The 26,133-nt window shown below is 64.1% G+C and carries 24 protein-coding genes; 14 read left to right on the top strand and 10 right to left on the bottom strand.

All coding sequences use genetic code 11. The features are described 5' to 3' along the window. Positions 1 to 4: 4 nt before the first annotated feature. The 6 genes from R4P57_RS00355 to araA are packed head-to-tail and all read left to right on the top strand — an operon-like array spanning position 5 to position 7,618. Positions 5 to 1,618: a sugar ABC transporter ATP-binding protein gene (locus tag R4P57_RS00355; RefSeq protein WP_317800920.1), complete on the top strand. Its 1,614-nt coding sequence runs from the start codon at positions 5 to 7 to the stop codon at positions 1,616 to 1,618. Beyond that, positions 1,615 to 2,679: an ABC transporter permease gene (locus R4P57_RS00350; protein WP_317800919.1), complete on the top strand. Its 1,065-nt coding sequence runs from the start codon at positions 1,615 to 1,617 to the stop codon at positions 2,677 to 2,679. Before R4P57_RS00355 ends, R4P57_RS00350 begins: the two co-directional genes overlap by 4 nt. Then, positions 2,676 to 3,713, top strand: a complete 1,038-nt coding sequence (gene yjfF, locus R4P57_RS00345; RefSeq protein ID WP_317800918.1) for a galactofuranose ABC transporter, permease protein YjfF — start codon at positions 2,676 to 2,678, stop codon at positions 3,711 to 3,713. The genes R4P57_RS00350 and yjfF overlap by 4 nt, the downstream gene beginning before the upstream one ends. 35 nt (positions 3,714 to 3,748) lie before the next feature. Continuing rightward, positions 3,749 to 5,422: a ribulokinase gene (araB, locus tag R4P57_RS00340; protein WP_317800917.1), complete on the top strand. Its 1,674-nt coding sequence runs from the start codon at positions 3,749 to 3,751 to the stop codon at positions 5,420 to 5,422. Next, entirely contained in the window at positions 5,419 to 6,096 is a 678-nt protein-coding gene (locus R4P57_RS00335) for an L-ribulose-5-phosphate 4-epimerase (RefSeq protein ID WP_317800916.1), read from the top strand. The genes araB and R4P57_RS00335 overlap by 4 nt, the downstream gene beginning before the upstream one ends. 37 nt (positions 6,097 to 6,133) lie before the next feature. Beyond that, positions 6,134 to 7,618, top strand: coding sequence for an L-arabinose isomerase (gene araA / locus R4P57_RS00330; RefSeq protein ID WP_317800915.1), 1,485 nt, complete (start codon positions 6,134 to 6,136; stop codon positions 7,616 to 7,618). A gap of 21 nt (positions 7,619 to 7,639) precedes the next feature. Here araA and R4P57_RS00325 read toward each other — a convergent pair whose 3' ends face one another. From R4P57_RS00325 to R4P57_RS00305, 5 genes are all read right to left on the bottom strand, one after another. Further along, entirely contained in the window at positions 7,640 to 8,578 is a 939-nt protein-coding gene (locus R4P57_RS00325; protein ID WP_317800914.1) for a TAXI family TRAP transporter solute-binding subunit, read from the bottom strand. 25 nt (positions 8,579 to 8,603) lie between these two features. Continuing rightward, entirely contained in the window at positions 8,604 to 9,968 is a 1,365-nt protein-coding gene (locus tag R4P57_RS00320; RefSeq protein WP_317800913.1) for an MFS transporter, read from the bottom strand. Between the two features lie 124 nt (positions 9,969 to 10,092). Then, on the bottom strand, positions 10,093 to 11,493 hold the full coding sequence (locus tag R4P57_RS00315; RefSeq protein WP_317800912.1) for a HAMP domain-containing sensor histidine kinase: 1,401 nt from the start codon (positions 11,491 to 11,493) through the stop codon (positions 10,093 to 10,095). Between the two features lies 1 nt (position 11,494). Next, a complete protein-coding gene (locus R4P57_RS00310) occupies positions 11,495 to 12,154 on the bottom strand; it encodes a response regulator transcription factor (protein WP_317800911.1) in 660 nt (219 codons plus the stop codon). A gap of 169 nt (positions 12,155 to 12,323) precedes the next feature. Further along, positions 12,324 to 12,971 carry a hypothetical protein gene (locus R4P57_RS00305; RefSeq protein ID WP_317800910.1) on the bottom strand — a complete coding sequence of 216 codons (648 nt, stop codon included), beginning with the start codon at positions 12,969 to 12,971 and terminating at the stop codon, positions 12,324 to 12,326. A 130-nt stretch (positions 12,972 to 13,101) separates the two neighbouring features. Here R4P57_RS00305 and R4P57_RS00300 point away from each other — a divergent pair, with 130 nt between their 5' ends. Together R4P57_RS00300 and R4P57_RS00295 are read left to right on the top strand one after the other, a co-directional pair. Beyond that, entirely contained in the window at positions 13,102 to 13,257 is a 156-nt protein-coding gene (locus R4P57_RS00300; protein ID WP_317800909.1) for a hypothetical protein, read from the top strand. Between the two features lie 80 nt (positions 13,258 to 13,337). Continuing rightward, positions 13,338 to 13,550: a hypothetical protein gene (locus R4P57_RS00295; protein ID WP_317800908.1), complete on the top strand. Its 213-nt coding sequence runs from the start codon at positions 13,338 to 13,340 to the stop codon at positions 13,548 to 13,550. A 7-nt stretch (positions 13,551 to 13,557) separates the two neighbouring features. Here the strand turns inward: R4P57_RS00295 and R4P57_RS00290 are convergent, their stop codons facing one another. Both R4P57_RS00290 and R4P57_RS00285 read right to left on the bottom strand, forming a co-directional pair. After that, positions 13,558 to 14,772: a hypothetical protein gene (locus R4P57_RS00290; protein ID WP_317800907.1), complete on the bottom strand. Its 1,215-nt coding sequence runs from the start codon at positions 14,770 to 14,772 to the stop codon at positions 13,558 to 13,560. 284 nt (positions 14,773 to 15,056) lie between these two features. Continuing rightward, the gene (locus tag R4P57_RS00285) at positions 15,057 to 15,464 is read right to left on the bottom strand and encodes a DoxX family protein (RefSeq protein WP_317800906.1); all 408 of its coding nucleotides are present in this window, start codon (positions 15,462 to 15,464) and stop codon (positions 15,057 to 15,059) included. A 91-nt stretch (positions 15,465 to 15,555) separates the two neighbouring features. Between R4P57_RS00285 and R4P57_RS00280 the strand changes: the two genes are divergently transcribed. From R4P57_RS00280 to R4P57_RS00265, 4 genes are all read left to right on the top strand, one after another. Beyond that, positions 15,556 to 16,839 (top strand): competence/damage-inducible protein A, encoded by a 1,284-nt coding sequence (locus R4P57_RS00280; RefSeq protein WP_317800905.1) that lies wholly within the window; start codon positions 15,556 to 15,558, stop codon positions 16,837 to 16,839. Between the two features lie 99 nt (positions 16,840 to 16,938). Continuing rightward, a complete protein-coding gene (locus R4P57_RS00275; protein ID WP_317801650.1) occupies positions 16,939 to 19,527 on the top strand; it encodes an AMP-binding protein in 2,589 nt (862 codons plus the stop codon). Then, entirely contained in the window at positions 19,518 to 20,117 is a 600-nt protein-coding gene (locus R4P57_RS00270) for a sulfite oxidase-like oxidoreductase (RefSeq protein ID WP_317800904.1), read from the top strand. Before R4P57_RS00275 ends, R4P57_RS00270 begins: the two co-directional genes overlap by 10 nt. 1 nt (position 20,118) lies before the next feature. Further along, on the top strand, positions 20,119 to 20,871 hold the full coding sequence (locus R4P57_RS00265; protein WP_317800903.1) for a ferredoxin reductase: 753 nt from the start codon (positions 20,119 to 20,121) through the stop codon (positions 20,869 to 20,871). A 95-nt stretch (positions 20,872 to 20,966) separates the two neighbouring features. Here R4P57_RS00265 and R4P57_RS00260 read toward each other — a convergent pair whose 3' ends face one another. From R4P57_RS00260 to R4P57_RS00250, 3 genes are all read right to left on the bottom strand, one after another. After that, entirely contained in the window at positions 20,967 to 22,187 is a 1,221-nt protein-coding gene (locus R4P57_RS00260) for a low temperature requirement protein A (RefSeq protein ID WP_317800902.1), read from the bottom strand. Between the two features lie 347 nt (positions 22,188 to 22,534). Continuing rightward, the gene (locus R4P57_RS00255) at positions 22,535 to 23,917 is read right to left on the bottom strand and encodes an alpha/beta hydrolase (RefSeq protein WP_317800901.1); all 1,383 of its coding nucleotides are present in this window, start codon (positions 23,915 to 23,917) and stop codon (positions 22,535 to 22,537) included. 26 nt (positions 23,918 to 23,943) lie between these two features. Then, positions 23,944 to 24,432: a nucleoside deaminase gene (locus tag R4P57_RS00250; RefSeq protein WP_317800900.1), complete on the bottom strand. Its 489-nt coding sequence runs from the start codon at positions 24,430 to 24,432 to the stop codon at positions 23,944 to 23,946. 108 nt (positions 24,433 to 24,540) lie between these two features. On the opposite strand from R4P57_RS00250, the gene R4P57_RS00245 reads away from it, so the two are divergent. Together R4P57_RS00245 and R4P57_RS00240 are read left to right on the top strand one after the other, a co-directional pair. Next, a complete protein-coding gene (locus R4P57_RS00245; protein WP_317800898.1) occupies positions 24,541 to 25,116 on the top strand; it encodes a GNAT family N-acetyltransferase in 576 nt (191 codons plus the stop codon). A gap of 162 nt (positions 25,117 to 25,278) precedes the next feature. Next, the gene (locus R4P57_RS00240) at positions 25,279 to 26,115 is read left to right on the top strand and encodes an alpha/beta fold hydrolase (RefSeq protein WP_317800897.1); all 837 of its coding nucleotides are present in this window, start codon (positions 25,279 to 25,281) and stop codon (positions 26,113 to 26,115) included. Positions 26,116 to 26,133: the final 18 nt, after the last annotated feature.

Below are 26,133 nucleotides of genomic sequence, written 5' to 3'. Positions count from 1 at the left end.
CTTCATGAGTACCGATGCCGTTCTCGCGGCGGAGCCGGTTCCCATCGTGGAGATGAAGAACATCTCCATCACCTTCGGCGCAGTTCGAGCCCTCGACGGGGTCTCGCTCCGCCTCTTTCCCGGTGAAGTGCACTCACTGATGGGTGAGAACGGTGCCGGTAAGTCGACGCTGATCAAAGCTTTGACCGGCGTCTACTCGATCGACAACGGAACCGTCACCATCGACGGGACCGAGCACGAGTTCGCCACTCCGAGCGCGGCCCTGGCTGCAGGCATCAGCACCGTCTACCAGGAAGTGAATCTGCTTCCCAATCTGACGGTTGCCGAGAACATGCTCCTTGGCCGCGAACCCCGTCGGCTCCCCGGAAAAGTGTTGGGGGCCATCGGCGGAATCGACAGGCGCGCGATGAACCGTCGTGCCCGCACCACACTGGACCGCCTCGGTCTCGACATCGAACCGTCCTCGATCCTCGGTGATCACCCGATCGCCGTGCAGCAACTCGTCGCGATCGCCCGCGCGGTCGACGTCGATGCTCGGGTCCTGATCCTCGACGAACCGACGTCGAGTCTGGACAAGGACGAGGTCGAAACTCTGTATTCGGTGATCGAGCGTCTGCGGGGCAACGGGACGTCGATCGTGTTCGTCTCGCATTTTCTCGACCAGATCTATCGCATCTCCGATCGGATGACGATCCTGCGAAACGGCAAGTTCGTCTCCGAGCGCCTGGTTGCCGACACCCCGCAGTTCGAGTTGGTCGAGCTGATGATCGGACGCGAACTCGACACTCTGCGCGAACTCGACAGCCGCGAACCCGTCGTGGTGGCACCAGAAGACGCTCCTGTCGTCGAGGTACTGGGCATCGGCCGCAAGGGCGCTCTCGAGGCAACGGATCTTCGCCTGCACGCAGGCCAAGTCGTCGGCGTCGCAGGCCTGCTCGGCTCAGGGCGCACCGAATTGGCCAGACTGCTCGCCGGCGCCGACAGGGCGGATTCCGGGTCCATCGAGGTGCACTCGAGCAAGCGTCGCATTCGCAGTCCTCGGCAGGCCGCGGACCAACGCATCGCACTCACCAGCGAGGATCGCAAGGCAGACGGCGTCGTCGGCGACCTGTCGGTGGCAGACAACATGATGCTCGCACTGCAGGCGAAGCGGGGATGGCTACGACCCATCCCCCGAGCGACGAGACACAAGCTCGTCCAGGACTACATCACCGCTCTCGACATCCGGCCCGCAGATCCGAATGCGGCGATGCGCAACCTGTCCGGTGGAAACCAACAAAAGGTACTGCTCGCCCGCTGGCTCATCACCGAACCGGAACTGCTGATCCTCGACGAACCCACGCGCGGCATCGACATCGGCGCGAAAGCTCAGATCCAGACTCTGGTCGCCGATCTCGCGGCCCGGGGAATGTCGGTGGTGTTCATCTCCGCGGAACTCGAAGAGATTCTGCGCCTGAGCGATCGCATCGTGATCATGCGCGATCGGCGCAAGATCGACGAACGCGTCAACGACGGAGTGTCGGTGGGCGACGTGCTGGCCACCATCGCAGCGGGCGTTCGTACCGACGAACCCACCGCGGTCACCGCCTCGAACATCGACAGGACTGTCGCATCATGACTCGAACTCTCGAACCGCAGACCACCGCGCCTGCGCGCGTCCGCTCCGCATTCACCCAGCCCGTGGTCTGGCCGCTGCTGGCATTGATCGCACTGGTCGTCGTCAATGTCGTTGTCACACCGGACTTCCTCGACATTCGCATCGAGAACGGCGGACTGTTCGGCAACGTCGTCGATATCGCGCGCAACTCCGCGCCCCTCATCCTCGTCGCTGTGGGCATGACTCTGGTGGTGGCCACTCGCGGTATCGACCTCTCCGTCGGTGCGGTCGCAGTGATCGCCGCCGCGGTCGCCTGCACCCGAATCGCCGCCGCACCGGACGAAGGTGCCACGACGACCATGATCATGGCCGTCGTCTGGGCGTTGGGCGCGTGCCTGCTGCTCGGTCTGTGGAACGGACTTCTCGTATCCGTCTTCGGCATTCAGCCCATCATCGCGACGTTGATTCTGATGGTCGCCGGCCGCGGCCTCGCCATGTTGATCACCGACGGAAACATCACGACCGTCAACAATGCTGCTTTCAGCGAACTCGCGTCCGGCACCTTTCTCGGTTTGCCTCTCGCCCTCATCATCGCGCTCGTGGTGGTTGCGGGTACCGCGGTGCTCACGCGTCGCACCGCTCTGGGAATGCTCGTCGAGGCGGTCGGAATCAATCCGGAGGCAAGCAGATTGGCCGGTGTGCGCTCGCGCACGATCGTCTGGACCGTCTACGTGTTCGCCGCGGTGTGCTCCGGAACGGCCGGCCTGATCATTGCCGCCAACACCAACTCGGTGAACGCCAACAGCCTCGGCCAATGGATCGAGCTGGACGCCATCCTCGCCGTCGTCATCGGCGGCACCGCGCTCACCGGTGGCCGATTTTCCATCGCGGGCACCGTGGTCGGCGCACTGCTCATCGGCACTCTCACTCGCACCATCACCAATGTCGGCATTCCCTCCGAGGCCAACTACCTGTTCAAGGCAGTCGTCATCATCGTGGTCTGCCTCCTGCAATCACCGCGAATCCGCGCCACTCTGCGGTCGTTCGTGCGACCCGACTCGACCAAGGCGGTACGACCGTGAGTGATCTGCTGACTGCTCCCCCCACCACCTCCACGAGTGCGCCGGTCCCGTCGCCGTCGACGTGGGACCGCATCCGGCGATACTCCCCGCCGACCAGATTCCTGCCCGTCATCGCAACATTCGCGCTGTTCGTCGGTCTCTTCGGACTCGGCGAATTCCGCTACAGCGGATTCGCCGACCCACAGGTGTTCCTGTCATTGCTGATCGACAACTCCTTCCTGATCGTCCTGGCGGTCGGAATGACGTTCGTGATCCTGACCGGGGGCATCGACCTGTCCGTCGGATCCGTCGTAGCACTGTCGACCATGATCGCCGCTCGCACACTCCAATTGGGCTGGTCGCCGTTCGTCGTCATGGCGGTGGTACTGCTGTGTGGAACAGTGCTCGGCACGATCATGGGCGCGTTGATTCACTACCTGCAGATTCAGCCGTTCGTCGCCACACTCGCCGGCATGTTCCTCGCCCGCGGCCTGTGCTACATGATCGGCGTCGAGTCCATTCCGATCACCGACGACACCTTCTCGTCCATCGCCTTCGCCGTGATCGAACTCCCCGGGGGTTACACGATCACGTGGAGCGTGGTGATCGCACTCGTCGTAGTGGCGGTCGCTGTGTACGTCCTGGCCTGCACCCGCTTCGGTCGCTCGGTGTACGGCATCGGCGGCAACGAAGCGTCCGCACTGCTGATGGGACTGAAGGTCGCCGCGGTGAAGGTGGGCGTCTACGCGATCAGTGGATTCTGCGCTGCACTAGCCGGACTCCTCTTCTCCTTCTACGCCCTGTCCGGCTACAGCCTCAACGCCGTCGGAATGGAACTCGACGCGATCGCGGCGGTGGTGATCGGCGGAACTCTGCTCACCGGTGGACGCGGATACGTGCTGGGTTCGCTTGTCGGCGTGCTCATTCTCGGCGCGATCCAGACGTTCATCGCGTTCGACGGAACTCTGAGTTCCTGGTGGACGCGAATCACGATCGGAGTACTGCTGCTTCTGTTCGTCGTGGCCCAGCGACTGATGACGGCGAGGCGTAGATGACCACGACCCATACCGCAACACACCAGGGAGTTCGCATGAACGCTGACCGATACACGGTGGGGGTCGACTACGGCACCCTGTCCGGACGCGCCGTCGTCGTTCGAGTGTCCGACGGTGCCGAAATCGCTTCGGCAGTGCACGATTACCGACACGCGGTGCTCGCGGAGACGCTGCCCGACGGCACGGTCCGATTGCCCGACGCATGGGCACTGCAGGTGCCCGACGACTATCGCGACGTCCTCCGTCGTGCCGTCCCGACTGCGCTTGCCGCCGCAGGCATCGCACCCGAGCAGGTCGTCGGCATCGGTACCGACTTCACCGCGTGCACCATGGTGCCCACCTACGCCGACGGCACTCCGCTGTGTGAGGATCCACGCTTCGCCGATCGACCGCACTCGTACGTGAAATTGTGGAAACACCATGCAGCACAGGGACAAGCGGACCGGATCAACGATCTCGCTGCGCGTCGCGGCGAGAGTTGGCTGCCTCGCTACGGCGGACTGATCTCCTCGGAATGGGAGTTCGCGAAGGCGCTGCAGATTCACGAGGAAGATTCCGAGGTCTACGACGCGATGGACCGATGGGTCGAAGCGGCCGATTGGATCGTCTGGCAGCTCTGCGGACACTACGTACGCAACGCGTGTACCGCCGGCTACAAGGGCATCTATCAGGACGGGCACTACCCGTCCGTGGACTTCCTCACCGAACTGGCACCGGGCTTCGGTTCCTTCGTCGCCGACAAGCTCGATCAGCCGTTGGGCGAGTTGGGTTCTTGCGCAGGTACGTTGACCGCCGAGGCCGCGCAATGGACCGGACTGCCCGAGGGCATCGCCGTCGCTGTCGGCAACGTCGATGCGCACGTGACGGCACCCGCGGCCGGCGCGGTGGAACCGGGCCGGATGGTCGCCATCATGGGAACCTCCACATGCCACGTGATGAGCTCGACCGTCCTGAAGGAAGTTCCCGGCATGTGCGGGGTCGTCGACGGCGGCATCGTCGCCGGCTCGTACGGATACGAGGCAGGTCAGAGCGGCGTCGGCGATATCTTCGGATGGTTCACGCGTACCTCGGTTCCCGCGTCGTACAGCGACGCGGCCGCCGCGGCAGGTGAGTCGGTACACGAACATCTGACTCGGCTCGCGCAGACGCAGGACGTTGGTGAGCACGGGCTCGTCGCGCTCGACTGGCACAGCGGGAACCGGTCGGTCCTGGTCGATCACGAGCTTTCCGGGCTGGTCGTCGGGACCACGCTGGCAACGCGTCCCGAGGACACCTACCGTGCGCTGCTCGAAGCTACGGCGTTCGGAACCCGCGTCATCGTGGAGACGTTCCGTGACAGCGGCGTTCCGGTCGAGGAGTTCGTGGTGGCAGGTGGGCTGGCCCGCAACCCGCTGCTCATGCAGATCTACGCCGATGTGTTGCGAATGCCGTTGTCGGTCATCGCCTCTGCCCAGGGCCCGGCCCTGGGATCCGCCATTCATGCCGCGGTGGCGGCCGGATGTTATTCCGATGTGCCCGTTGCATCGAAGTCGATGGGCAAGGTACGTCGCGCCGCCTTCGTACCCGACGAATCGCGATCTCAGGCGTACGACACTCTCTTCGAGATCTATCTGGAATTGCACGACCGCTTCGGCCGGGACGTGCCGACCATGCGCCGTCTGCGAGCGCTCCGACGTGACGCCCTGACCCGAAAGGTGGATGCACGATGACCGTTGTCGACGACGTGCGCGACGTGATCGAGGAGATCCGCCGCGACGTATGCACCCTGCACGCCGAGCTGGTGCGGTACGGACTGGTCGTCTGGACGGCAGGCAACGTCTCGGCGAGGGTCCCCGGCCGGGACCTGATGGTCATCAAGCCCAGTGGCGTCTCCTACGACGACCTGACGCCCGGCAACATGGTGGTGTGTGATCTGTACGGCAGGGTGGTCGAGGGTGACCATGCACCGTCCTCGGACACCGAGGCGCAGGCGTATGTCTACCGGCACCTCGAGCACATCGGCGGTGTGGTGCACACACATTCGCCCTATGCAGTGGCGTGGGCGGCCCGAGGAGAACCGATCCCCGTGGTCACCACGATGTGCGCGGACGAGTTCGGCGGCGACATTCCGGTCGGGCCCTTCGCCACGATCGGCGACGACTCGATCGGCCGCGGCATCGTCGACACCCTCGCAGACAGTCGATCTCCGGCAGTGCTGATGCAAAACCACGGTGTGTTCGCAATGGGGACCACGGCCAGGGCTGCCGTCAAAGCGGCGGTCATGTGCGAGGACGTCGCGAGGTCGGTACACCTGTCCTATCAACTGGGACAACCACTTCCCATTCCGAGCTCGAAGGTCGACGCACTCTACGACCGCTACCAGAACGTCTACGGCCAGCGCTGACCGGCGCGCCGAATCTTCTCTCCACGGAGGTACCCCCATGTCCGAAGTATGGTTTCTCACCGGCAGTCAAAGCCTCTACGGCCCCGAGACCCTCGATCAGGTAGCCGTCCAGTCTCGCGAAATCGCGGACAAACTCGATGCGGCACTTCCCGTCTCGGTGGTCTGGAAGCCGGTGCTGCTCGACGCGTCGTCCATCCTGCGCTGCATGCGCGAGGCGAACGCCGCCGACGAATGTGTGGGTGTGGTGACCTGGATGCACACCTTCTCCCCCGCCAAGATGTGGATCGCCGGCCTCGACGCGTTGGACGTGCCGCTGCTGCACCTGCACACGCAGGCCGGAATGTCGTTGCCGTGGTCGACGATCGACATGGAGTTCATGAATCTCAACCAGGCCGCCCACGGTGACCGCGAGTTCGGGCACGTCGAATCTCGGGTGGGTGTTCTGCGCACGATCGTGGCAGGCCACGTCGACAATCCCGCGGTGATCGAGCGTGCGGAACAGTGGGTGCGAGCAGCTCTCGGCCGCGCGGAGCTGAGGTCACTGTGCCTGGCACGTTTCGGCGACAACATGCGCGACGTCGCAGTGACGGAGGGCGACAAGGTCGAAGCGCAGTTGCGATTCGGAGTCTCCGTCAACACCTACGGCGTGAACGATCTGGTCGAGGTCGTGGACAGCGTGAGCGACTCGGCCGTGTCGGACCTCATCGACGAGTACCGGTCCCTGTACGACATCGCACCGAGCCTCGACAAGGACGGTGACCGCCACGAATCACTGCGGTACGGCGCCCGCGTCGAAGCCGGCCTACGACAGTTCCTCACCGAGGGCGGTTTCAAGGCCTTCACCACCAATTTCGAGGATCTCGGTGGGCTTCGCCAATTGCCCGGACTCGCGGTGCAGCGCCTCATGGCCGACGGATACGGGTTCGGCGGTGAGGGCGACTGGAAGACCTCGATGTTGTTGCGCGCCATGAAGGTGATGGCCGAGGGTCTCGACGGTGGCACGTCCTTCATGGAGGATTACACCTACCACCTGGTGCCCGGAGAGGAGAAGATCCTCGGCGCGCACATGCTGGAAGTGTGTCCCTCGATCACCGACTCCCGGCCGACCCTGGAGATCCATCCACTGTCCATCGGCGGCCGCGAAGACCCCGTGCGCCTGCGCTTCACGGCGGACCCCGGCCACGGCGTAGTCGTCGGCCTCTCGGACGTGGGTGAACGATTCCGCCTGACTGCCAACGTGATCGACGTCGTCGAGCCCGACGAGGCACTGCCGAAGCTGCCGGTCGCCTGCGCCGTGTGGGAACCGCAGCCCTCACTCGCGGTGTCGGCGGAATCCTGGCTGACGGCCGGTGCGCCCCACCACACGGTTCTGAGTACCGCAATTGGTCTGCCTGTGCTGGAAGCATTCTCGGACATGATCGGCGTCGAGCTGCTGGCGATCGACGCCGACACCACGACACGAGGATTCCAACAGACACTGCGATGGAACGCGGCCTACCACCGACTCGCGGCGAAGTTGTGAGCACATCGCCATGGCCGTCGATCATCCATGTCGTCGGCGGTATTCCTGTTCGGCTCCGGGGTGGAGGGGGATGCTTCCGGTCATGACCAGTGACCGCGCGTCGAGAAATTGGCTGCCGATCGCCTGACCGGGGACCAACTCGGACGACTGATCGAGAAGCACACTCACCAGTGCAGCGACAACGCGGTCCGGCACCTCCGGATGTGCCAGCAGAAGATTCGGAATGCCGACGGTGGTGACCTCCGGATGTTCGCCGTACACGTTCGCCGGAACCCGCACCGCCTCGTACGCGGTACCGAATTCGCGTCTGAGATCAGCGACGACGGTGCCCAGATCGAGTAGACGGATGGCGGCACGAGGCTGGGCAAATGCCGGAGTCGGCAACCCGCCCGCCCACATCACGGCATCGACTTCGTTGGCCGTCAAGGCATCTGCCGCCGAGCGCATCGACAGCTGAACCTGTTCGACAGCACCTGCTGCCGCCACACCCGCTGCGCGGAGGACTCGCTGAGATACTTCGGTGGCACCGGATCCCGGGGCACCGATGCTCACGTTTCGGCCTCGCAGATCGTCCATGGTCTCGATATGCGAGTCTGCTCGCACAGCCACTTGAAAGTAGTTCTCGTAGACGCACCCGACCGCCGTCAGGTCTCCGCTCGGATGACTGTAGGCGGCGTCCATGAGCGTCAGGGCCAGCTCGGCCTGCCGAGAACCCAACGCCTCGAGGTTGTCGACGGAGCCGGCCGTCGTGAGCGGAACGATGTCGGCGACATCGGTTTCGGCGGCAGTGTCGGACAGAAGTCCGGCGAACTCCCAGAAGAAGCCGCGGACCTCGCCCGCCGCGAGTCGCAGCTGCATCGACGGGTCCGAGGTGCAGGCGCCCACGACGGCAGTGCTCAGTGCCAGCAGACCGGCCTGCAGCGCCGTTCTCCGTGAGAACGACGCTGCGGGCTCGGCCATGTCAGTCACTGTAAGGCGTCGCAGGTCACTGGAACGCTCGACCCTGCTCTCGGTCGAGCACGGTCTCGGACTTGTTGCGCAGTACGAAGATGTACACCAGCAGCGATATAGCGATCACGACCGTGACGTAGAGGATGAACCAACCCACGTGCCCGCCGTTCTTCGCGGCTTGATAGATAAGTGGTGCTGTGCCGCCGAAGGCCGAGTTGGCGAGTGCGTATCCCAAGCCGACGCCGAGTGCGCGGACGTGCGAGGGGAACAGCTCCGCTTTGACGATCGCATTGATCGAGGTGTAACCGGTGAGGATGACGTAACCGACGCACACCAGTGCGAGCGACTGCACCACCGACGTCGCCGTCGGCAGGTACGTGATGAGTACGTAGGTGTACAGCACGCCTCCGATGCCGAAGAAAACGAGCAGCGGCTTTCGACCCACCTTGTCGCTGATCATTCCGCCGATGGGCTGCAGCAGCATGAGGAAGACCAGGCCGGCGAGGTTGATCCAGGTACCGGTCATCCCCCGGTCCTCGTACGCGGACTTGACCATCGAGGGTGCGTTGACGCTGTAGGTGTAGAACGCGATGGTGCCACCGGCAGTCACCATGAAGCAGATGACCAGTGCCCGCCAGTGCTTACCGACGAGCTCCTTCAGCGATCCGGAGGATTGATCGGCTCCACTACGTACGGCCTCGAGTTGATCCTTGGTCAGTGATTCGTCCATGCTGCGGCGCAGCCAGAAGACCACCACTGCCGCGACTCCGCCGATGAAGAAGGCTATGCGCCAACCGAACTCCTCGATCTGTTCGCGCTCGAGGAACACCTGCATCAGCAACAGAGTCACCTGTGCGAGCACATGCCCACCGACGAGGGTGACGTATTGGAACGAGGAGAAGAATCCTCGACGCTCGCGCGTGGCAGCCTCGGACATGTACGTCGCCGACGCACCGTACTCACCGCCGGTCGCGAAGCCCTGAACCAGACGGCACAGGATAAGGATGACGGCCGCCCATACGCCGATGCTCTCCCGTCCCGGTGTGAATGCGATGACCAGCGAGCACGCAGCCATCATCGAGACGCTGAACGTCAGCGCAGCCCTGCGCCCGTTGCGGTCGGCATACCGGCCGAAGAACCACGACCCGACCGGTCGCATCAAGAACGTGACCGCAAAGATCCCGTACACGTAGATGGTCGAGTTCTTGTCCGCAGAGTCGAAGAACTGATTCTCGAAATACGTCGCGAAGACGGTGTAGACGTACACGTCGTACCACTCGACGAGATTTCCGGACGACCCCCGCAACGTGTTGAAGACGGCACGGCGGGTGGCAGCGCGAGAGGAAACGGGTGGACTCGGGAGCGTCGAACCGGTGATCGAGGTGGCCTCCTTGGCCATGGTTTGGTCCTTCCACATTCAGCGGGCAATTGGGCTGCCGGTCAACGATCGGCAACCGAAGCCTCCCTACTGTGACGGCAAGCACAGCCCGGAACCAAGCCGTTTCTGATTTCCTAACACTCCCTTAGGAAACGACCCTCGGAAGCCGCAGTTCGATCCGCAGTCCCACCGGTCGACGCTCCATGACTCGAAGGGATCCGCCGGCTCGCTCGGTCAGGGCGTGGACGATCGACAGACCCAGACCGGTGCCGTCGCCGTGCGCACTCGACGCTCGATAGAACCGATCGACGACCTTGCCGAGTTCGTCTGCGGGCACGCCAGGTCCGTTGTCGGACAACCACATCGTTACGTCCGCGTCACTGCTTCGGTAGACGATCTCGATGCCGGAGCCGGAACCGGCGTACTTGGTTGCATTGCTCAGCAGAGCGTCGAGAATTCGAGTCAGGTCGTCCTCGGACAACGCAACTCGACAATCCGCATCGGCATCCGGCTCCGAGACGTGAACCGTCATTCCCGCCAGGACGATCGTGCTCGACCAGAATTCGACTCGATCTGCGACAACCGCACCGAGATCACACCCTGGAGATCGGGTGCTCGCCGGGGTTTCGGCAGCTGCGAGAACGAGCAGACCTTCCACCACGGAGCTCAAGCGATCCACCTCGAGCGTGGTCCTCGAGTGCGCATCGGTTGCCGAATCCGGCACCCGCATTCCCAGAACGTCCATCCGGATTCGCAACGCTGCCAGTGGGTTCCGGAGCGCGTGGGCGGTGTCGGCCACCAATCGACGTTGCGCAGCGGTGGCGGTCTCGACGTCGTCGGCCATGGCCTCGAAGGCACTGGACAGCTCACGCACCTCCGGTGGCCCGACGTAGGGCACCGGCTCGAGTCGTTGCGATCCCTCGAGCGACACCTGATCGTGAAACTTGTCGCCGAACGAATGGACTCGCGAGGACAATGCGCTCAGAGGACGAACGACCCAGCGTGACAACGCAACAGCGATCACCGCGACCGTCGCGAGAATCAGCATGGCACCGACAGCGATGACCACCCAGGCAATGGCGACGTCCCTGCGCGCAGAATCGGTGGACGCCTCGAGCACCACTGCGCCGTCCACTTGCGTTCCCCCACCGACCGGGGCGGCGATCAACACCGAGGAATCCGACCACGGCGTCAGACTCGACGGTAGGTCGCCACGCTGATTGCGCAACGCTCCTGCCACCGCCTGCTGGACGTCGGCACGCTGCAACTCCAGGCCGGACGTCGCCCGCGCCCCTCCGGTGCGATCGACGACGGCAACGCCCTCGTCGTACAGACTGTTGTAGCGCTGCAACGATTCTCGAATCCGGTCCACGCCGGATTCGTCTTCTCGCGAGCTGAGTTCTGCAAAGAACGATGCTGCGGCGGCCCGATTCTCGCCGAATCGTTGGGCCCGTTCGCGGCCGACCAACAGCGCGAGGGGAACCGACAGAGCAAGCACGACGACGGTGGAGTAGATCATCAACACCAACAGGACACGCCGCCGCACGTCAGGTATCCCAGCGGTAGCCGAAGCCGCGGATGGTGACGATGGCACCCGGGCGAGCGAGCTTGGAACGCAACGCCGTCATGTGGACGTCGAGCGTTCGTGAAATCGCGACATAGGCGTCACCCCAGATGGCGTCCATCAACTGTTCCCGGCTCACTGCTTCGCCGCGTCGCGTCACGAGATGGGCCAACAGGTCGAACTCCTTGGTGGTCAGCGCAACAGCGCGTCCGCCGACTTCGACGGCACGGCCGGAAAGATCGACGACGACGTCACCGAGTGTCAGCCTGTCCGCCGTGGGTTCGGTAGCCGCGCTTCGACGATGAGCGGCCACCTCGAGTCTCGCATGCAATTCACCCAATCGAGCCGGCTTGACGACGTAGTCGTCTGCGCCGCCGCGCAGGGCCCGCACCACCGAACGTTCGTCGTCCCGCGCCGTCAGCACCACCACCGGAACCGAACTCAGCGTCCTGAGCTTTCGGAGAACTTCGAGGCCATCCATGTCGGGCAGTCCGAGATCGAGCAGCACGACGTCCATCTCGTGATAGCCGAGCAGGGCGTCGGCACCGCGGCGCATGCGGACAGGCGTGTGCCCCACCTCGGTCAACGCGTCCACCAACGCGTCACCGAGTCCGTCGTCGTCTTCCACCACAGCTATTCGCATCGAACTCAAGATAGGCCACCGGACGCGCGCGGACGTCAGTGTTCGCGATCGGGTGTCATTCGCGGGATGCCGCCGGTGGGCGACGGTAGTGAACGCTCAGGTGCGGAATGGATCGACGAATCTGATCAGCGTCGATCGACACCCACGGCCCGTGTGAGTACCTGGTTCGTCAGGCGGGTGCGCTCGCGCGAAGACCCGGTGCCAGTGCGATATCGATGACTTGCTCGAGCGTCAGTACGTCGTTGGCGTTCACATCGATTCGGGTGCCATCGGGCGCATACGCAACAACGCGGTGTGTGTCGGTCCGGTTCACTGTGTCGAGAACGGTGCCGTCTTCTCGCGTTGAACGCTCCTCCTCGAAGCCGGCGAAGCACGGACCGGCGGGCTCGTCGGACAGCCCCACGGTGACTGTCAGCGCGCCGGTCCGGTTGCCGACGGTGACGGTTCCGAGCGCGTCGGCCTCGCCGTCCAACGACTGCCGTACCGCGACCGCGTCGAAGCCGAAGGTCGGTGCGAACGGTTCGGGTTCGACGGTCGCTCCGGTGGGTAGTGCCGCGATCAGGGCATCGGTCATCGATCGTGCTTTGGCCTCGAACCTCCACGGCACCTCGGAAATGTCGGCGTCACCCTCGCTGACAAATGCGTAGTTCACTCGCACCAAATCCTCTGGCTGAATGACCTCCTCGCAACCTGGAATCGCGACTGGGTCAGGCTGCGGTTCGTGCAGCAGGCCGGCGACAACTGTGCCGGCAGCGACGATCCCGACGATCACCGCGATCGTCGACCATACCGAGCCCCATGCGCCTGTCGATTTCATTCAGTCCTTGCCGTCTCGGGATGGGGTGTGTCGTCATTCTGGCATCTCGGGGTGTAGTTCTGTGCGCAGCGGGGCACACCCATGATGTACATCCTCTGGCGACCTGTCGCCCCGACTCAGTGGAGACTTCATGACGATGCCGACCGACGCAAGCGATGCAGTCCCGTCCCACGGCAGCAACGACGGCCCGCGCGAACACACGGCCGAGACCGACGCGATCGAGGGCGCGCACGTGGACGACGAGAACGTGCCACATCCTCCCGAGAACGGGAACGAGCAGAACTGAACCGCGAGTCGACGGCATGATCGGTAGATGATCACGAACCCGTCCGTCGAACAGTTCCGCCGGTTGGCGCAATCGTCACCGTGGCGGTGGAAGACCGTGGAGTTCGAACTCTTACCTGGACAAGCCGCTGGGTACCGGGACCACCGGTCACCGTCCGACTGGACGTCCAGACCGGCATCTGCGTCTACGTCGGCCCGGCCGGCGATGGCGAACCCGATCTCGACATGTCGATCCTTGCTGTCGACGCCCCTATGGACGACCTTCTGTTCACGATCAGTGGCCGTCAGCGATAACTCCTACTCACAGATCCAACCCTGGAGCCGACGCGAGTTCGACGAGTGAATCGGCCTCGATTCCGTCTCCGAAGCTGAACTGCACGAGCGTGTTCGACGGCCGGAGCACGCTCAACCACTCGCTCGGTTGCCCGCCTCGCAGAGTGTCGTCGGACCGACTGGTCACGACGGTGCCGTCGGGCAGAGTCGATCGGCTCACACCGGAGCTGTCCTGCGCGTCGGTGCTGCGCCACCCGGTGGTGTCCCTGATCGATATTTCGATACTCAGTTCCGTGGAACCGGTCGGTGTCGATACGTTCACGATGGTGCACGCACTTGCGCTTCCGGACGACCCCAACACAAGATCGCCGATGGGGCGGTCGGATTGCGCATCGGGTAAGAAGACTGCCCACTGCTCTGCCAATGACGCGCCGATGCGTTCGACCATATCTTTGGACAATGGGAGCGTCGGATTCTCCTGGTACGAACCACAGTCACGACGCGGCGGCGGCGTTCCCTCGGGAACCTGTGCAGTGACGCGCAATTCGGGGTTCGAAACGATGCTGCGAAGCTCGTCCACCCTCAGCGGGAGCATTGCGTCACTACCGTCGTTCGACGTTCTCGCGTGCACGAGAGTGTCGGCGGTATACGCGACCGCAGTCCGGCGATGCGTCGGCCCTCCATCGGAGTCGGACACCGCGTCCAACGTGTCGACGACAGTGCCGTCGGGCTGGGTCGTTCGTTCGTCGACCCGCTCTTCGACGCATGGCGGTATCTCACCGTCCCACTCTTCGACCGAAACTCCAAGGGGCGCTTTGGTATCTCCGCGACCGACGACGCCGGAGGCCGTACTGTCACCGCTGATGTCCTCGACCGTGACGCCCTCCGCAATCTCCACTCCTTCGGGATAGATGTGCATCGGTTGGAACACCAAAGAATTCGACGGCGAAGCGAACTCCAATTCCACATCGGTGGGCAAGGATTCGATCAACGCAGTCGACATTGCCGACGCCTTCGTAGCCGTCAGCCACGGATAGTCGGGGTTGTCATACCGACCCCCGTAAGAACCGATCGAGAAAGAAAAGCCTTCCTCGGCAGGAAGAACGACATCGCAGCCGGGTATGGGCCCGACGGAAGGCGGCTGATCTTCGAGGACTCCGGCAGCCACGGTTCCGACGGCCACAATCGCTACGACTACCGCGACGTCCAGCAACACCCCACCGCGTCGCATATCGGTTCGCACCCATGGAGCTTAGCCTTCGGATCGGGACGTAACAGTCATCTGCGACAGCCGAACAGGAACACTGGAAAACGGCGGTGCCACCGTTACCGGAATCCGCACGAGCTACTTTCCCGAGTTCGACTCGCGGGCAACGACTTCGAGGCGAACGCGCGCGCATTCGTCAGACGCGCGCGAGTTCGTCGACGATTCCGCAAGCATCCGGCGAACGCGCGCGCGTTTGCGGAGGACAGGGAGAACGTCGGCTACCTGAACGGTCGAGTAGCGGGCTGATCGAACGCCGATCTCTATGTTCGGCGCAACGGAATGATGCTCCGGACGCGCTCGTCCCGCAGGTATAGCGCTCCCCACGCTGCGATGCCCACGTAGATCGCGAAGAACACGGTGCTCAGCAGCGGCTTCTCGACGCGCCAATTGGTCAGCACCGCACCGCCGAGATAGCCGGTGAGCACGATGGCACCCAGGATCGACGTCGCGGGAACTGCGTAGAGAATCAAGATGACCAGCATGACGATGCCGGTGATCGGTGCCATCTCGTCACGCAGGCCGAGGTCGACCGATGCATCCTTCACCACCTGCAGGTTCAGAATGTGGCTGATCGCGTCGAACAGGAGAAAGACGATCACGAAAATCTGTAGAACGAGGCCGATCCGCGGGGCGATCTTCCCCGGCGCGGTGGTGTGGGTGGTGGTCATGGCTGTCTCCTCGGTAGCGGTCGATGTCACTTCTTGGACCCGGGCCAACCGCAGAAGTCACCGGCACGCCCCCAGTCAGTAAGGTCGAAGTATGACTGTGCGAGCAGGTGTGGTGGTCACGGGAACCGAGGTTCTGGCCGGTCGGGTCACCGACCGGAACGGCCCGTGGGTGGCTCAGCGACTTCTGGAGATGGGGGTCGACGTTGCCCACATCACCGTCTGCGGTGATCGGCCGGACGATCTGACTGCGCAGGTTCGGTTTCTGGCCGATCAACGCGTCGACTTGATCGTCACCACCGGCGGTTTGGGTCCGACCGCCGACGACCTCACGGTCCCGACCGTCGCCGCGCTGTACGGTCGCGAATTGACACTGGACGCCGAGCTCGAAAATCGTATCCACGCGATCGTGCAGCGGTGGCGAAGCCGAATGAGTTCTGCAGCCGACTCCGAGCCCCTACGGGCCGGTATCCGAAAGCAGGCGATGGTTCCTCGAGGCGCGCAGTCCATTTCACCGACCGGAACCGCACCCGGGGTCGCGATACCGGCCGACGACTCCAGGTCGCTGCCCGCCGTCCTCATACTGCCCGGCCCACCTCGCGAACTGCAGGCGATGTGGCCGGAGGCGCTCGACAGCACACCCGTCGCCGAGGTTCTCGCCCGCCGCACGCAGATGCGTCAGGACACCATTCGCGGCTATCGACTGTCCGAGGCCGACCTCGCCGCAACACTGCGCACGGCCGAAAGCGAGATCACGGGATTCGGCGATCTCGAGATCACCACCTGTCTGAGTCTCGGCGAGCTCGAAATGGTGACTCGCTACACCGAATCGGCGAGAACTGCATACATGGATCTCGAACGTCTCATCGAAGAAAGCCATGGCTCACAGGTCTTTTCGACCGACGGGTCCACCATCGACGACATTGTCGCGAACCGTCTGTCCGGCAGAAGAATCGCCACAGCCGAGTCGTGCACGGGAGGCATGATCGCCGCCCGACTCACCGATCGCGCAGGATCGTCGGCGTACGTCATCGGCGCGGTGGTGTCCTACGCCAACGAGGCGAAGACCGGCCTGCTCGACGTCCCCGCCGAGGTCATCGATCGACACGGAGCCGTGAGCGAGCCGGTGGCCGCGCTGATGGCCGAAGGCGCACTGAACCGACTGAACGTAGACATCGCGGTATCGACCAGCGGCGTCGCCGGCCCGGGTGGTGGCACCGAGGCCAAGCCGGTCGGGACCGTCTGCTTCGGTATCGCCGTCACGGGCCGACCTACCATCACCCACACGCTTCATCTCCCTGGCGACCGGGCAAGCGTCCGTGCACTGTCGACCACCGCGGCAATGCATATGCTCGCCGACGCGCTGGAGTCCCACTGAACGCTGCAGCCCCGGTCTACTCCTGAATAGGTAGTCAAGGTGACGGCCATCTAGTTAGGTTCGGCATTCCTTATATAGACTCCGTCGGTGCTCAGCGAGATGACCTACGTCGACCGCCCCGGTGTGTGCTTCGCGCGCGACCTCGGCCGCTTCGGTGACGAACCAGCTCTCATCACGGCCGACGAGACGCTCACCTACCGCGAACTCGACGAACGCGTCGAGCGTCGGGCATCGGAACTCGGGACGACGCGTTGCCTCGTGCTGATCGCCGGTTCCAACGACGTCGACGTGATCGTCACGTATCTGGCGGCGCTGCGGGCCGGGCATCCGGTGCTGATGGCTCCGGGCGACAGTTCCGGCCACTTCGACGGCCTGATCGACGCATACCGGCCCGACGTGGTGGTGCGCACCGTCGAGGGACGCAGCGTCATCGAGAAGGCCGGCCGACGACCCGAGCATCGCCTGCACCCCGACCTCGCGTTGCTTCTCAGCACGTCAGGCTCGACCGGATCACCCAAACTCGTCCGACTCTCGCACCGAAACGTGCAGTCCAACGCCGAGTCGATCGCCGAGTATCTCGGTATCCGCGCCACCGACCGAGCAGTGACGACGCTGCCCATGCACTACTGCTACGGACTGTCGGTCGTGCACAGCCACCTTCTACGCGGTGCCGCGTTGATTCTGACCGATTCTTCCGTCACCGATCCCGACTTCTGGACCCTGGTGCGGGCCCAGCGCGGAACGACGTTCGCCGGCGTGCCGTACACCTTCGATCTGCTCGACCGGATGGGGTTCGACCAGCTGGACTTGCCCGAGCTGCGCTACATCACGCAGGCCGGTGGCAAGATGCCGCCGGACCGCGTCCGGAAGTACGCCGAGCTGGGCCGACGTCGGGGATGGGACCTGTTCGTCATGTACGGGCAGACCGAGGCAACCGCCCGAATGGCCTATCTGCCATCCGATCTCGCCGCCACCCACCCACACACCATCGGTCGTCCGATTCCCGGAGGATCCTTCCGCCTGGAGACAGTCGACGACTGCCCCAGTGGGACAGGTGAACTCGTCTACTCCGGGCCGAACGTCATGCTCGGGTACGCCGAGAGCCCCGACGACCTTCGCCTCGGTGACACCCTCGCGGGCGAACTGCACACCGGCGACCTCGCGCGGCTCACGGACGACGGATTATACGAGGTGGTGGGCCGCCGAAGTCGATTCGCGAAGGTGTTCGGCCTGCGTATCGACCTGCAGCGCATCGAGTCCACGCTCGCGCAGCACGGGCTGACGGCGTGCTGCACCGGTGGTGACGACGAGTTGGTCATTGTCGTGGAAGGCGGAGACATCGACGCCGTCCGCCGCACAGCCGCGCAGACCAGTGGCCTTCCCGCTTCAGCGGTACGGGTGTGTCTCGTCGACCAAGTGCCGCGAACGCCCACCGGCAAACCCGATCTACGAGCGGTTGCGGACATCGCTGCACGGCGCGAACTCGACCCGTCGGACACCGTCCCGACTACCCCCGACGTGAAGGCGCTGTTCGCCGAGATCCTGCACTGCTCACAGGTGGAGGATGACAGTACGTTCGTGAGTCTGGGCGGTGACTCTCTGTCGTATGTCCGTATGTCCATGCGACTGGAGGCCATGCTCGGCCATCTGCCCGAGAACTGGCACACCACACCGGTGCGAGAGTTCGATCGGGGTCCGCGCTCACACCGCGGCTGGCACCGAGTGGAGACGAACGTTCTGCTGCGCGCCCTTGCGATCGTGCTGATCGTCGGCTCGCACATTCACCTGTTCGCGGTACTCGGCGGGGCACACGTTCTTCTCGGTATAGCCGGCTACAACTTCGCCCGCTTTCACCTCGGGGCCGCAGATCGAAACGAGCGGACTCGACGTGTGCTCCGAAGCGTTGCCCGGATAGCCGTCCCCAGCATGGTGTGGATCGGATTCGTCATCGCCCTCACCGGGGACTATCGAATCACCAGTGCATTCCTGCTCAACGGGATCCTCGGCCCGGCCGGGTGGTCCGCGGAATGGCGGTACTGGTTCGTCGAGGCAATCGTGTACATCGTTCTCGCCGCTACTGCGGCACTGGCGATTCCATTGCTCGACCGTCTCGAGCGTGGTCATTCGTTCTGGTTCCCGATGGGACTCGTTGGCCTCGGACTCGTAACCCGCTACGGGCTGATCGACATCGACGACAGCCCCAACCGCATCCTGACCGCGTCGGTCGTCTTCTGGTTGTTCGCATTGGGTTGGGCTGCGGCGCAGGCGAACACGATCCGGCAGCGACTGTGTGTGACGGTGGCCATCGTAGCCACGGTGCCCGGGTTCTTCTTCGGCGACACGCAACGAGAAGTCATCGTCGCCATCGGCCTGTGCATGTTGGTGTGGCTGTCGTCGATTCCATTCCCGGCGATGCTGAGCCGGGTGGCAGGAGTGTTGGCGAGCGCCTCCCTCTACATCTACCTGACACATTTCCAGGTCTACCTGCCGCTGCGCGACGACCATCCCTGGCTGGCATTCGCCCTGTCGATCGTCGTCGGGATTCTGTACTGGCAGGCGGTCCAATTCGTACTGTCCCTCCGCAGTCGAATCATGTCGCGATCGATGACGGTCCGTTCCGCCACCGCCGTGGCGTCCGACTTGTCAGACTCCCGACCGCGGGAGGACAATTTGCCACCATGGCATTGATCTCGAAGGGCTTCGTGGGCCGCCGACGCGGCGAGGACGGGCGCACTCCCCCCGGTCAGTATCTGACCAAGGACTTCCCCGTCCTCGCAATCGGGCCCGCGCCCGTGGTCGCGACCGACACATGGTCGTTCTCGATCACCACCGAACGCGGCGACACCCGCAGCTGGACCTGGGACGAATTCGCGGAACTTCCGCACGACACTCCCACCGTCGACATCCACTGCGTCACCAAGTGGTCGAAGCTCGACACCACCTGGAAGGGCGTCAGCCTCGACGTTCTGCTGGACGGTCTCGACACCGATGCCGGCTACGTCGTGGTGCACGGCTTCGACGGCTACACCACCAACCTGCCCCTCGAGGACCTCAGAGATGGGAAGGCCTGGCTGGTCACCGAGTTCGACGGCGCTCCCCTGACTCGCGAACACGGTGGTCCCGCTCGGCTTCTCGTTCCGCATCTGTACTTCTGGAAATCGGCGAAGTGGATCTCACGCATCGAGCTCACTCCGGAGAACGAGCAAGGCTTCTGGGAACGCGGTGGGTACCACGACTACGGAGATCCGTGGCGCGAGCAGCGATACCAGGGCGACTGACGTGACATCGGCGGCCGGGGCGAAACCCTGGCTCGTTGCCACGGTGCAGACCGTGCGGCGTGAGACACCCACCGCATCCACCCTCGTTCTCGACGTCGAAGGATGGCCCGGCCACCTTGCCGGGCAGCATGTGGACGTCAAGCTCACGGCCGAGGACGGCTACAGCGCACAGCGAAGCTACTCCGTGGCGTCGGCACCCGACGGCACGTCGCGCATCGAGATCGCGGTGCAGAACGTCGCCGACGGCGAGGTGTCGCCCTACCTGGTCGAGGCCGTCGAAGTCGGCGATCGCATCGAAATCCGTGGTCCGGTGGGTCGATGGTTCGTCTGGCGACCGTCCCAGCCCTCCGAGACCCCGTCTCCGCCGATCCTGTTGGTGGGTGGCGGCTCCGGCATCGTCCCACTCCGCGCGATGGTGCGCGCGCAGGCGTCCGCGACAGGCGGACGGGTGCCGTTCCGAGTGCTGTACTCGGTGCGCGAACCCGCGGAGGTCTACTTCGCGGACGAGTGGACTCACCCTCCGGCCGGCGTGGACGTCACCATGATCCACACGCGGCGCGCTCCGGCCGGCAACGCACGCCCCCTCGGCCGCATCACAATCGAGGATCTCGACTCCCACGGATGGCCGGCGGAATTCGAGCCGCGATGCTACATCTGCGGCCCCACGAGCTTCGTCGACACTGTGGCCGACATGCTGGTGGCGCGGGGTCACTCGGCAGCGAACATCCGAACGGAGCGTTTCGGACCGAGCTGAGGGAGGCCCTCGACTCAGCGCCGCACACGCGTCGTGCATGGCCCGCTATCGCGGATATACAGACGACGGGAGAATCGGCCGCAGCGTCGCGAAGGTCAGGTTTCAGAGGTCTCGACGGAACTTCGTTGCCGCCGGACAATTCCCGCAACGACTGCGACGATGGCACCGACGGCGAGCACGATCGCCGACGCGAACGGGAGCGCGTTGTCAACGGTGCCCACTACCAGCACCACTGGAATGGCCAACCCCGGCCACGGGACGACCATCTTCCAGTTGCCCGAACTCCATCCGAGAATGGAACAAATCCCGACGACGAACAGGACGATCCCGCCGCAGAAGATCCAGCGGCCTGCATCGGTGAGTTCTCCGACGGGGTGCAGAACGTACTGCTGGATCCCGACACCGAGCAGGGCAACCCCCAGAGTGAGGGGAAGGTGCCCGTAGATGTAGCCGTCGGCGCGGCCGCTCCCCACCGCCCGGTCGTCGTCCTGAATCTCGAATTTCGCTTCGGCACCGGCTATGTCGAAGTACATCCACCACACTGCGGCCGTGATGGTGAACCCCAATGCCGCCACCGATAGCGATGACCACGCCCACGAGGTGTCGTGCATGCCGAGGACGACCGCCGAAATCGACTCACCCAGGACGAGAATGACGAAAAGTCCGAAGCGCTCCGGAAGGTGGTCGAGATGCAGCGGCACGTTCTGGCCCCACCGGGTAGCGGCGAACGGAGCCGCGGCCTCGACAGCGATGCCCACCGCCCACAGGATGTACGTGAACGGGGATGGCGTGAACAGGGAAATCGTCCACACGATCGCGCTGACGACCGTGACCGCTAGATAGAGGTCAATGGTGCCCCGTACGTTGCGGATATGGTGCCGCGCACGGAAATAGAGCGCGGCGAGGATCAGTCGCGTCGCGATGTAACCGATGCCGAACGCGACCGTCCCACTACCCCCGATGGCGGTGGTCGCGCTGGCCGCCATCACCGCGACCGCGAAGGTGGCGGCGAGTTTGAGCACCCGATAAAGAACGTCGTTCGTGTCGAACCGGTTCGCGTACAACGTAGTGGTCACCCATGACCACCACGTGACAGCGAACAGCCCGGCGAACGCAGCGACCCCGTGCCACCCTAAATCGTCCTTCAGGCCGATCGCGAGCTGGTGGACGACCAGAACGTAGGCGAGGTCGAAGAACAGCTCGAGCCGCGTTGCGGCCCGATCGTCCTGAGTCCGAAGTTCAGGCGGCTGGTACACCGGGGTGGATTGGTCGGCCCCAGAATCGCTGTCCGCGGGCCGTTCGTTCGAATCGTCCATGCCGGAAGATACCCGGCTCGCGACCGCTCAACCTCGGGCGACAGCTCTTGTCCGATTCCTGGGGGACTACATTCGCGCGGCGTCGCACGCGTCGTCGTGGTGAACAACAACCAATTGGCCTCGGCTCGGGAGTCATGTCGTCGACATTCCTGCATCCGGCGTCAGGATCGAATTATTCTGCTGAAGGCTGGGTTTCGTCGATCGACCACAGCGGATCGTCAGCAATGTGGATGTAGCGAGGGCACAAAGTTCGCGCTGGGACGACTGGTCGCTACCTCTCCCCTGCCGAACTCGAAGCTGTGGATGGATTCGGCATCGAAAGCGTCCGGATCTTCGAGTTCGGCGGATCAGACGACGTCGCGGAGGAACTCGATCTTGAGGCGGCTGTATTCGTCGGTCCACTCCGAATCCACCGACATGAACGAATGGTCGAGTCTCGCCTCGTTCTTGCTGTACAGATTCAGGCGATTGGCGACGCCCACTCTGTCCAGTCCGGCGCTCAGTTCGGCTGCCTGGTCGGGGAAGGTACCGGTGTTGCCGTCGGATATGAAACTCGGTGGAAAGTCGGCTGTGACATTGTCGATGACGTTCGCCTGTGCCAGCAGTGCTGTATCGGTGGTGTCGAGGTAACTTCGGGCGGCGATGTCGAAGAAGAAACCGTTCGACGGGCTCGGTGATTGCGGTGCGCCCGCTCTACCGACATCGAGGGCAGCACTCTCGAACACGATCGCCTTCAAGGCACTTCGGTCCATGGTGGGTTCGATACCCAGTGCTCGCGCGTAATCGGAGTTGGTCTGCACGGTGGCGTAGTTGCCGACGATGTGGCCACCCGCGCTGGTTCCGGCGAGCACGACGCGATTCATGTCGAGTCCGTACCCGTCGGCGTTCACTTCCAGGAACTGCATGGCCTGGCCCAGTTGGATTGTCTGCGTCGGGAATCGGTAGCTCGGCGCGAACGCGTAGTTCACCGACACCACGTTGTAGCCGGCGTCGAGCATGGGGCCGGCCCACGATGCACCGCCGGAATCCGCGCTGGGAGCACCATCCGTTTTGTCCCCGACAATCCAGCCACCACCGTGAATCGTGACGTACGTAGGCCGGCTGACCGATGGATCATCGTCGGCGATGTAGATGTCGAGAAACGAATTCGGAAGCGTCGAGCCGTATTCGACGTCGTTGGTGAGTCGTGCACCGTCGACCGACGTCGTCGATGTCTGCGCGTCGGGCTCGAAGGAATTGCTCTGCCCCACAGCTTGCAGCGATCGAACCAGCGGTGCCGGACTTGCCGCCGTGCCGATAACCGCGGCGGAGACCACCACTGCAATTGCTGCAGCGACCCCTGCCGGGATGGCGGTGGCCGCCCTACGAGTGGAGGCCGCCGAACTGCCCGCCCACGCCGCCCCGAGCAGAAAGAAGACGAGCACAATGGCCCCGGTCAAGGCCGTGACCCACAGTGCGTGAACGCCCGTCACCAGCCATGCAACCTGGGTCACGACGGCGACGCCACCGAGCGCTGTTCCTACGGCGGCGGGCTTTCCCGCAGAGGACACGCGCACGAGAGCAATGGCCACGACTGCCGCGGCGATGACCCACGATCCCACCACGAGCTGCTGACGGATGAGGACGAACTCGAGCCATGCGAGTACCGCGCTGACGCCCCCGGTGACCGCGAGCGCAGTCGTCATCGCTCTCGTGCGGTGCCCTGCTCCGACCTCGATGCCGTCCGGCACGTTCTCCCTCTCCGTTCTCGAGTGCGTTACTGGGCAGATGCGTGACGTTGCCTGTGCAGTTCGCGAACGGTGTCGCTGAACTCGGCCACCGGCCCGTCCACCACGATGCCCGGGACGATCCGTTCGATGGGCGACGGCGTGATTGCGAGTGGTGCAGCACCGAATTCTTCGAGCCACGTGAGCAATTGAGCCGTCGACGTGGCGTAGACGATGCGGCCGAGTCCAACTATGCCGTGGCTCGCAGAGCACATCACACAATGCTCACCGGAGGTGTAGACCGTCGCCGATCGACGCTGCTCGGGGTTCAGGTTGGTCGCGGCCCACCGAGACAGTGCGATCTCGGGGTGCTGAGTGGGATCGTTCAGGTCGCCGACCCTGTTCCTGTCCTCGGCCAACAGCTCGCCGCTGTCCGACACCAGAACCGAGCCGAACGGATCGTTGCCTGTGCGCGCCGCCTCTGCCGCCAAATCCACAGCACGGGCCAGGAATGCACGGTCGCTCGAAGAGATGGTCACATCGCACCGGTGCCGACGATCGAAGTTTTCACGCCTCGACCGTACCGTCTCGAAACACACCGCCAGCTGGACCAGTAGTACGGCACCGCTGCTGGGTATGGTCGGCGGGTGAGCTTCTCGGTGCGGCCTGCAACGTCGTTCGCGGATCTGCGTGCGATTCTCGGCCCGAAGAACCCGACGTCGTCGGTTTGTTGGTGTCTGAGTCACCGGATCGATTCCGCGACCAACAGAGCACTCGTCGGCCCCGACCGCGCCGCGTACGTCGAGAAGCTGACTCGTCGAAAAGTCGCGCCGGGCGTGCTGGCCTACGACGGGGACGAGGTGGTCGGCTGGGCTGCGGTTGCACCACGCGCGGAGTTGCCGTTCGCGCGGTCTAACAAGATCCCACACGTCGACGATCTGCCGGTCTGGACGGCCTGGTGCTTCCGCGTCAAGGCCGGCCACCGCAAACGCGGTATCGCGCATGCGTTGTTGGACGGTGCCGTTCGGTTCGCAGCCGATCACGGTGCTCCCGCGATCGAGGGCTATCCGGTGGACAACAAGGGTGCGAAGGTCGACCTGACGATGGCCTACGTCGGCACCCGCGGACTGTTCGAGTCGGCGGGCTTCGAATTCGCGGCCGAGACGACGTCGGTGTCGGGCGGAATCCCGCGAGTGATCATGCGAAAAGATCTGCGCCGCTGAGGTAAGGCGTCCTACCCAGCGCGACCCACATCGCCGCACCTTTCCGCCAGCGGTTCCGACCGACCTGGCACCGCGGTACGGATGATCCAGCCATAATTCGACGAGCACAGTGGGTGTGAGATCCATGCCGCCTGCGGCGGGCTTCCCATACTGTCTGCAGACATGACCATCGATCGAGTACCGGTATCCGGCGGAGACGTCGTCGTCGAAACACTCACCGGGACCAGCGAGCCCGTCCTCGTGGTGCATGGGGTCTCCAGCCAGCGCATGTTGTGGAGCTGGCTGCACGCGGAGTCCCCGCACCTGACACTCGTCGCACCGGATCTCCGCGGCAGAGGTGACAGCGTGGACGTCACGGGACCGTCGTCACTGGCCCAGCACGCAGACGACCTGGACACCGTTGTGGACGGTCTGGGGCTCGACGCCGTGCATGTCTGTGGAATGTCCATGGGTGGATTCGTGGCGGTCGAATTCGCGGCCCGGTATCCGTCCCGGGTGAAGAGTCTCGTCCTCGTCGACGGGGGCGTTCCGGTAGCACCGCCCGCCGGTCTCACACGGGACGACGTGGCGGCCGTTTTCGCGGACAAGATCGCTCGAACTGAGCAACAGTGGAACGACATAGAGGACTACATCGAGTTCTTGGTGTCGACGTCGTTGCCTCTGCTCGACGGCAGCGACCCGCTGCTACGGAAGTACGCCGAACACGATCTGGCCGACGGATCGATTCGACTGTCGTCCGCTGCGGTCGTCGCCGACGCCACCGACGTGTTCTTCGGCCCTTCGCGGTTTCGGGAACTGACGATGCCGATTCGATTCCTGCACGCGCAGTGGAGCGTTGGCTCCAACTCCGCGCCGATGTACTCGACCGAGGACATCGAAGCGCTCGATCTGACGTCCATCACCCCGATGATGGGACTCGATCACGCCGGGACGATCATGACGTCGGTCGGTGCTGCCGCTGTCGGCGCGACCGTCGATCACGCTCTGCGAGGCGAATGAACACCCGATTCGTTGCGA

The organism is Rhodococcus sp. IEGM 1330, from assembly GCF_033142445.1.
Classification (GTDB): domain Bacteria; phylum Actinomycetota; class Actinomycetes; order Mycobacteriales; family Mycobacteriaceae; genus Rhodococcoides.
This window is presented reverse-complemented; position numbering and strand designations above follow the sequence as displayed.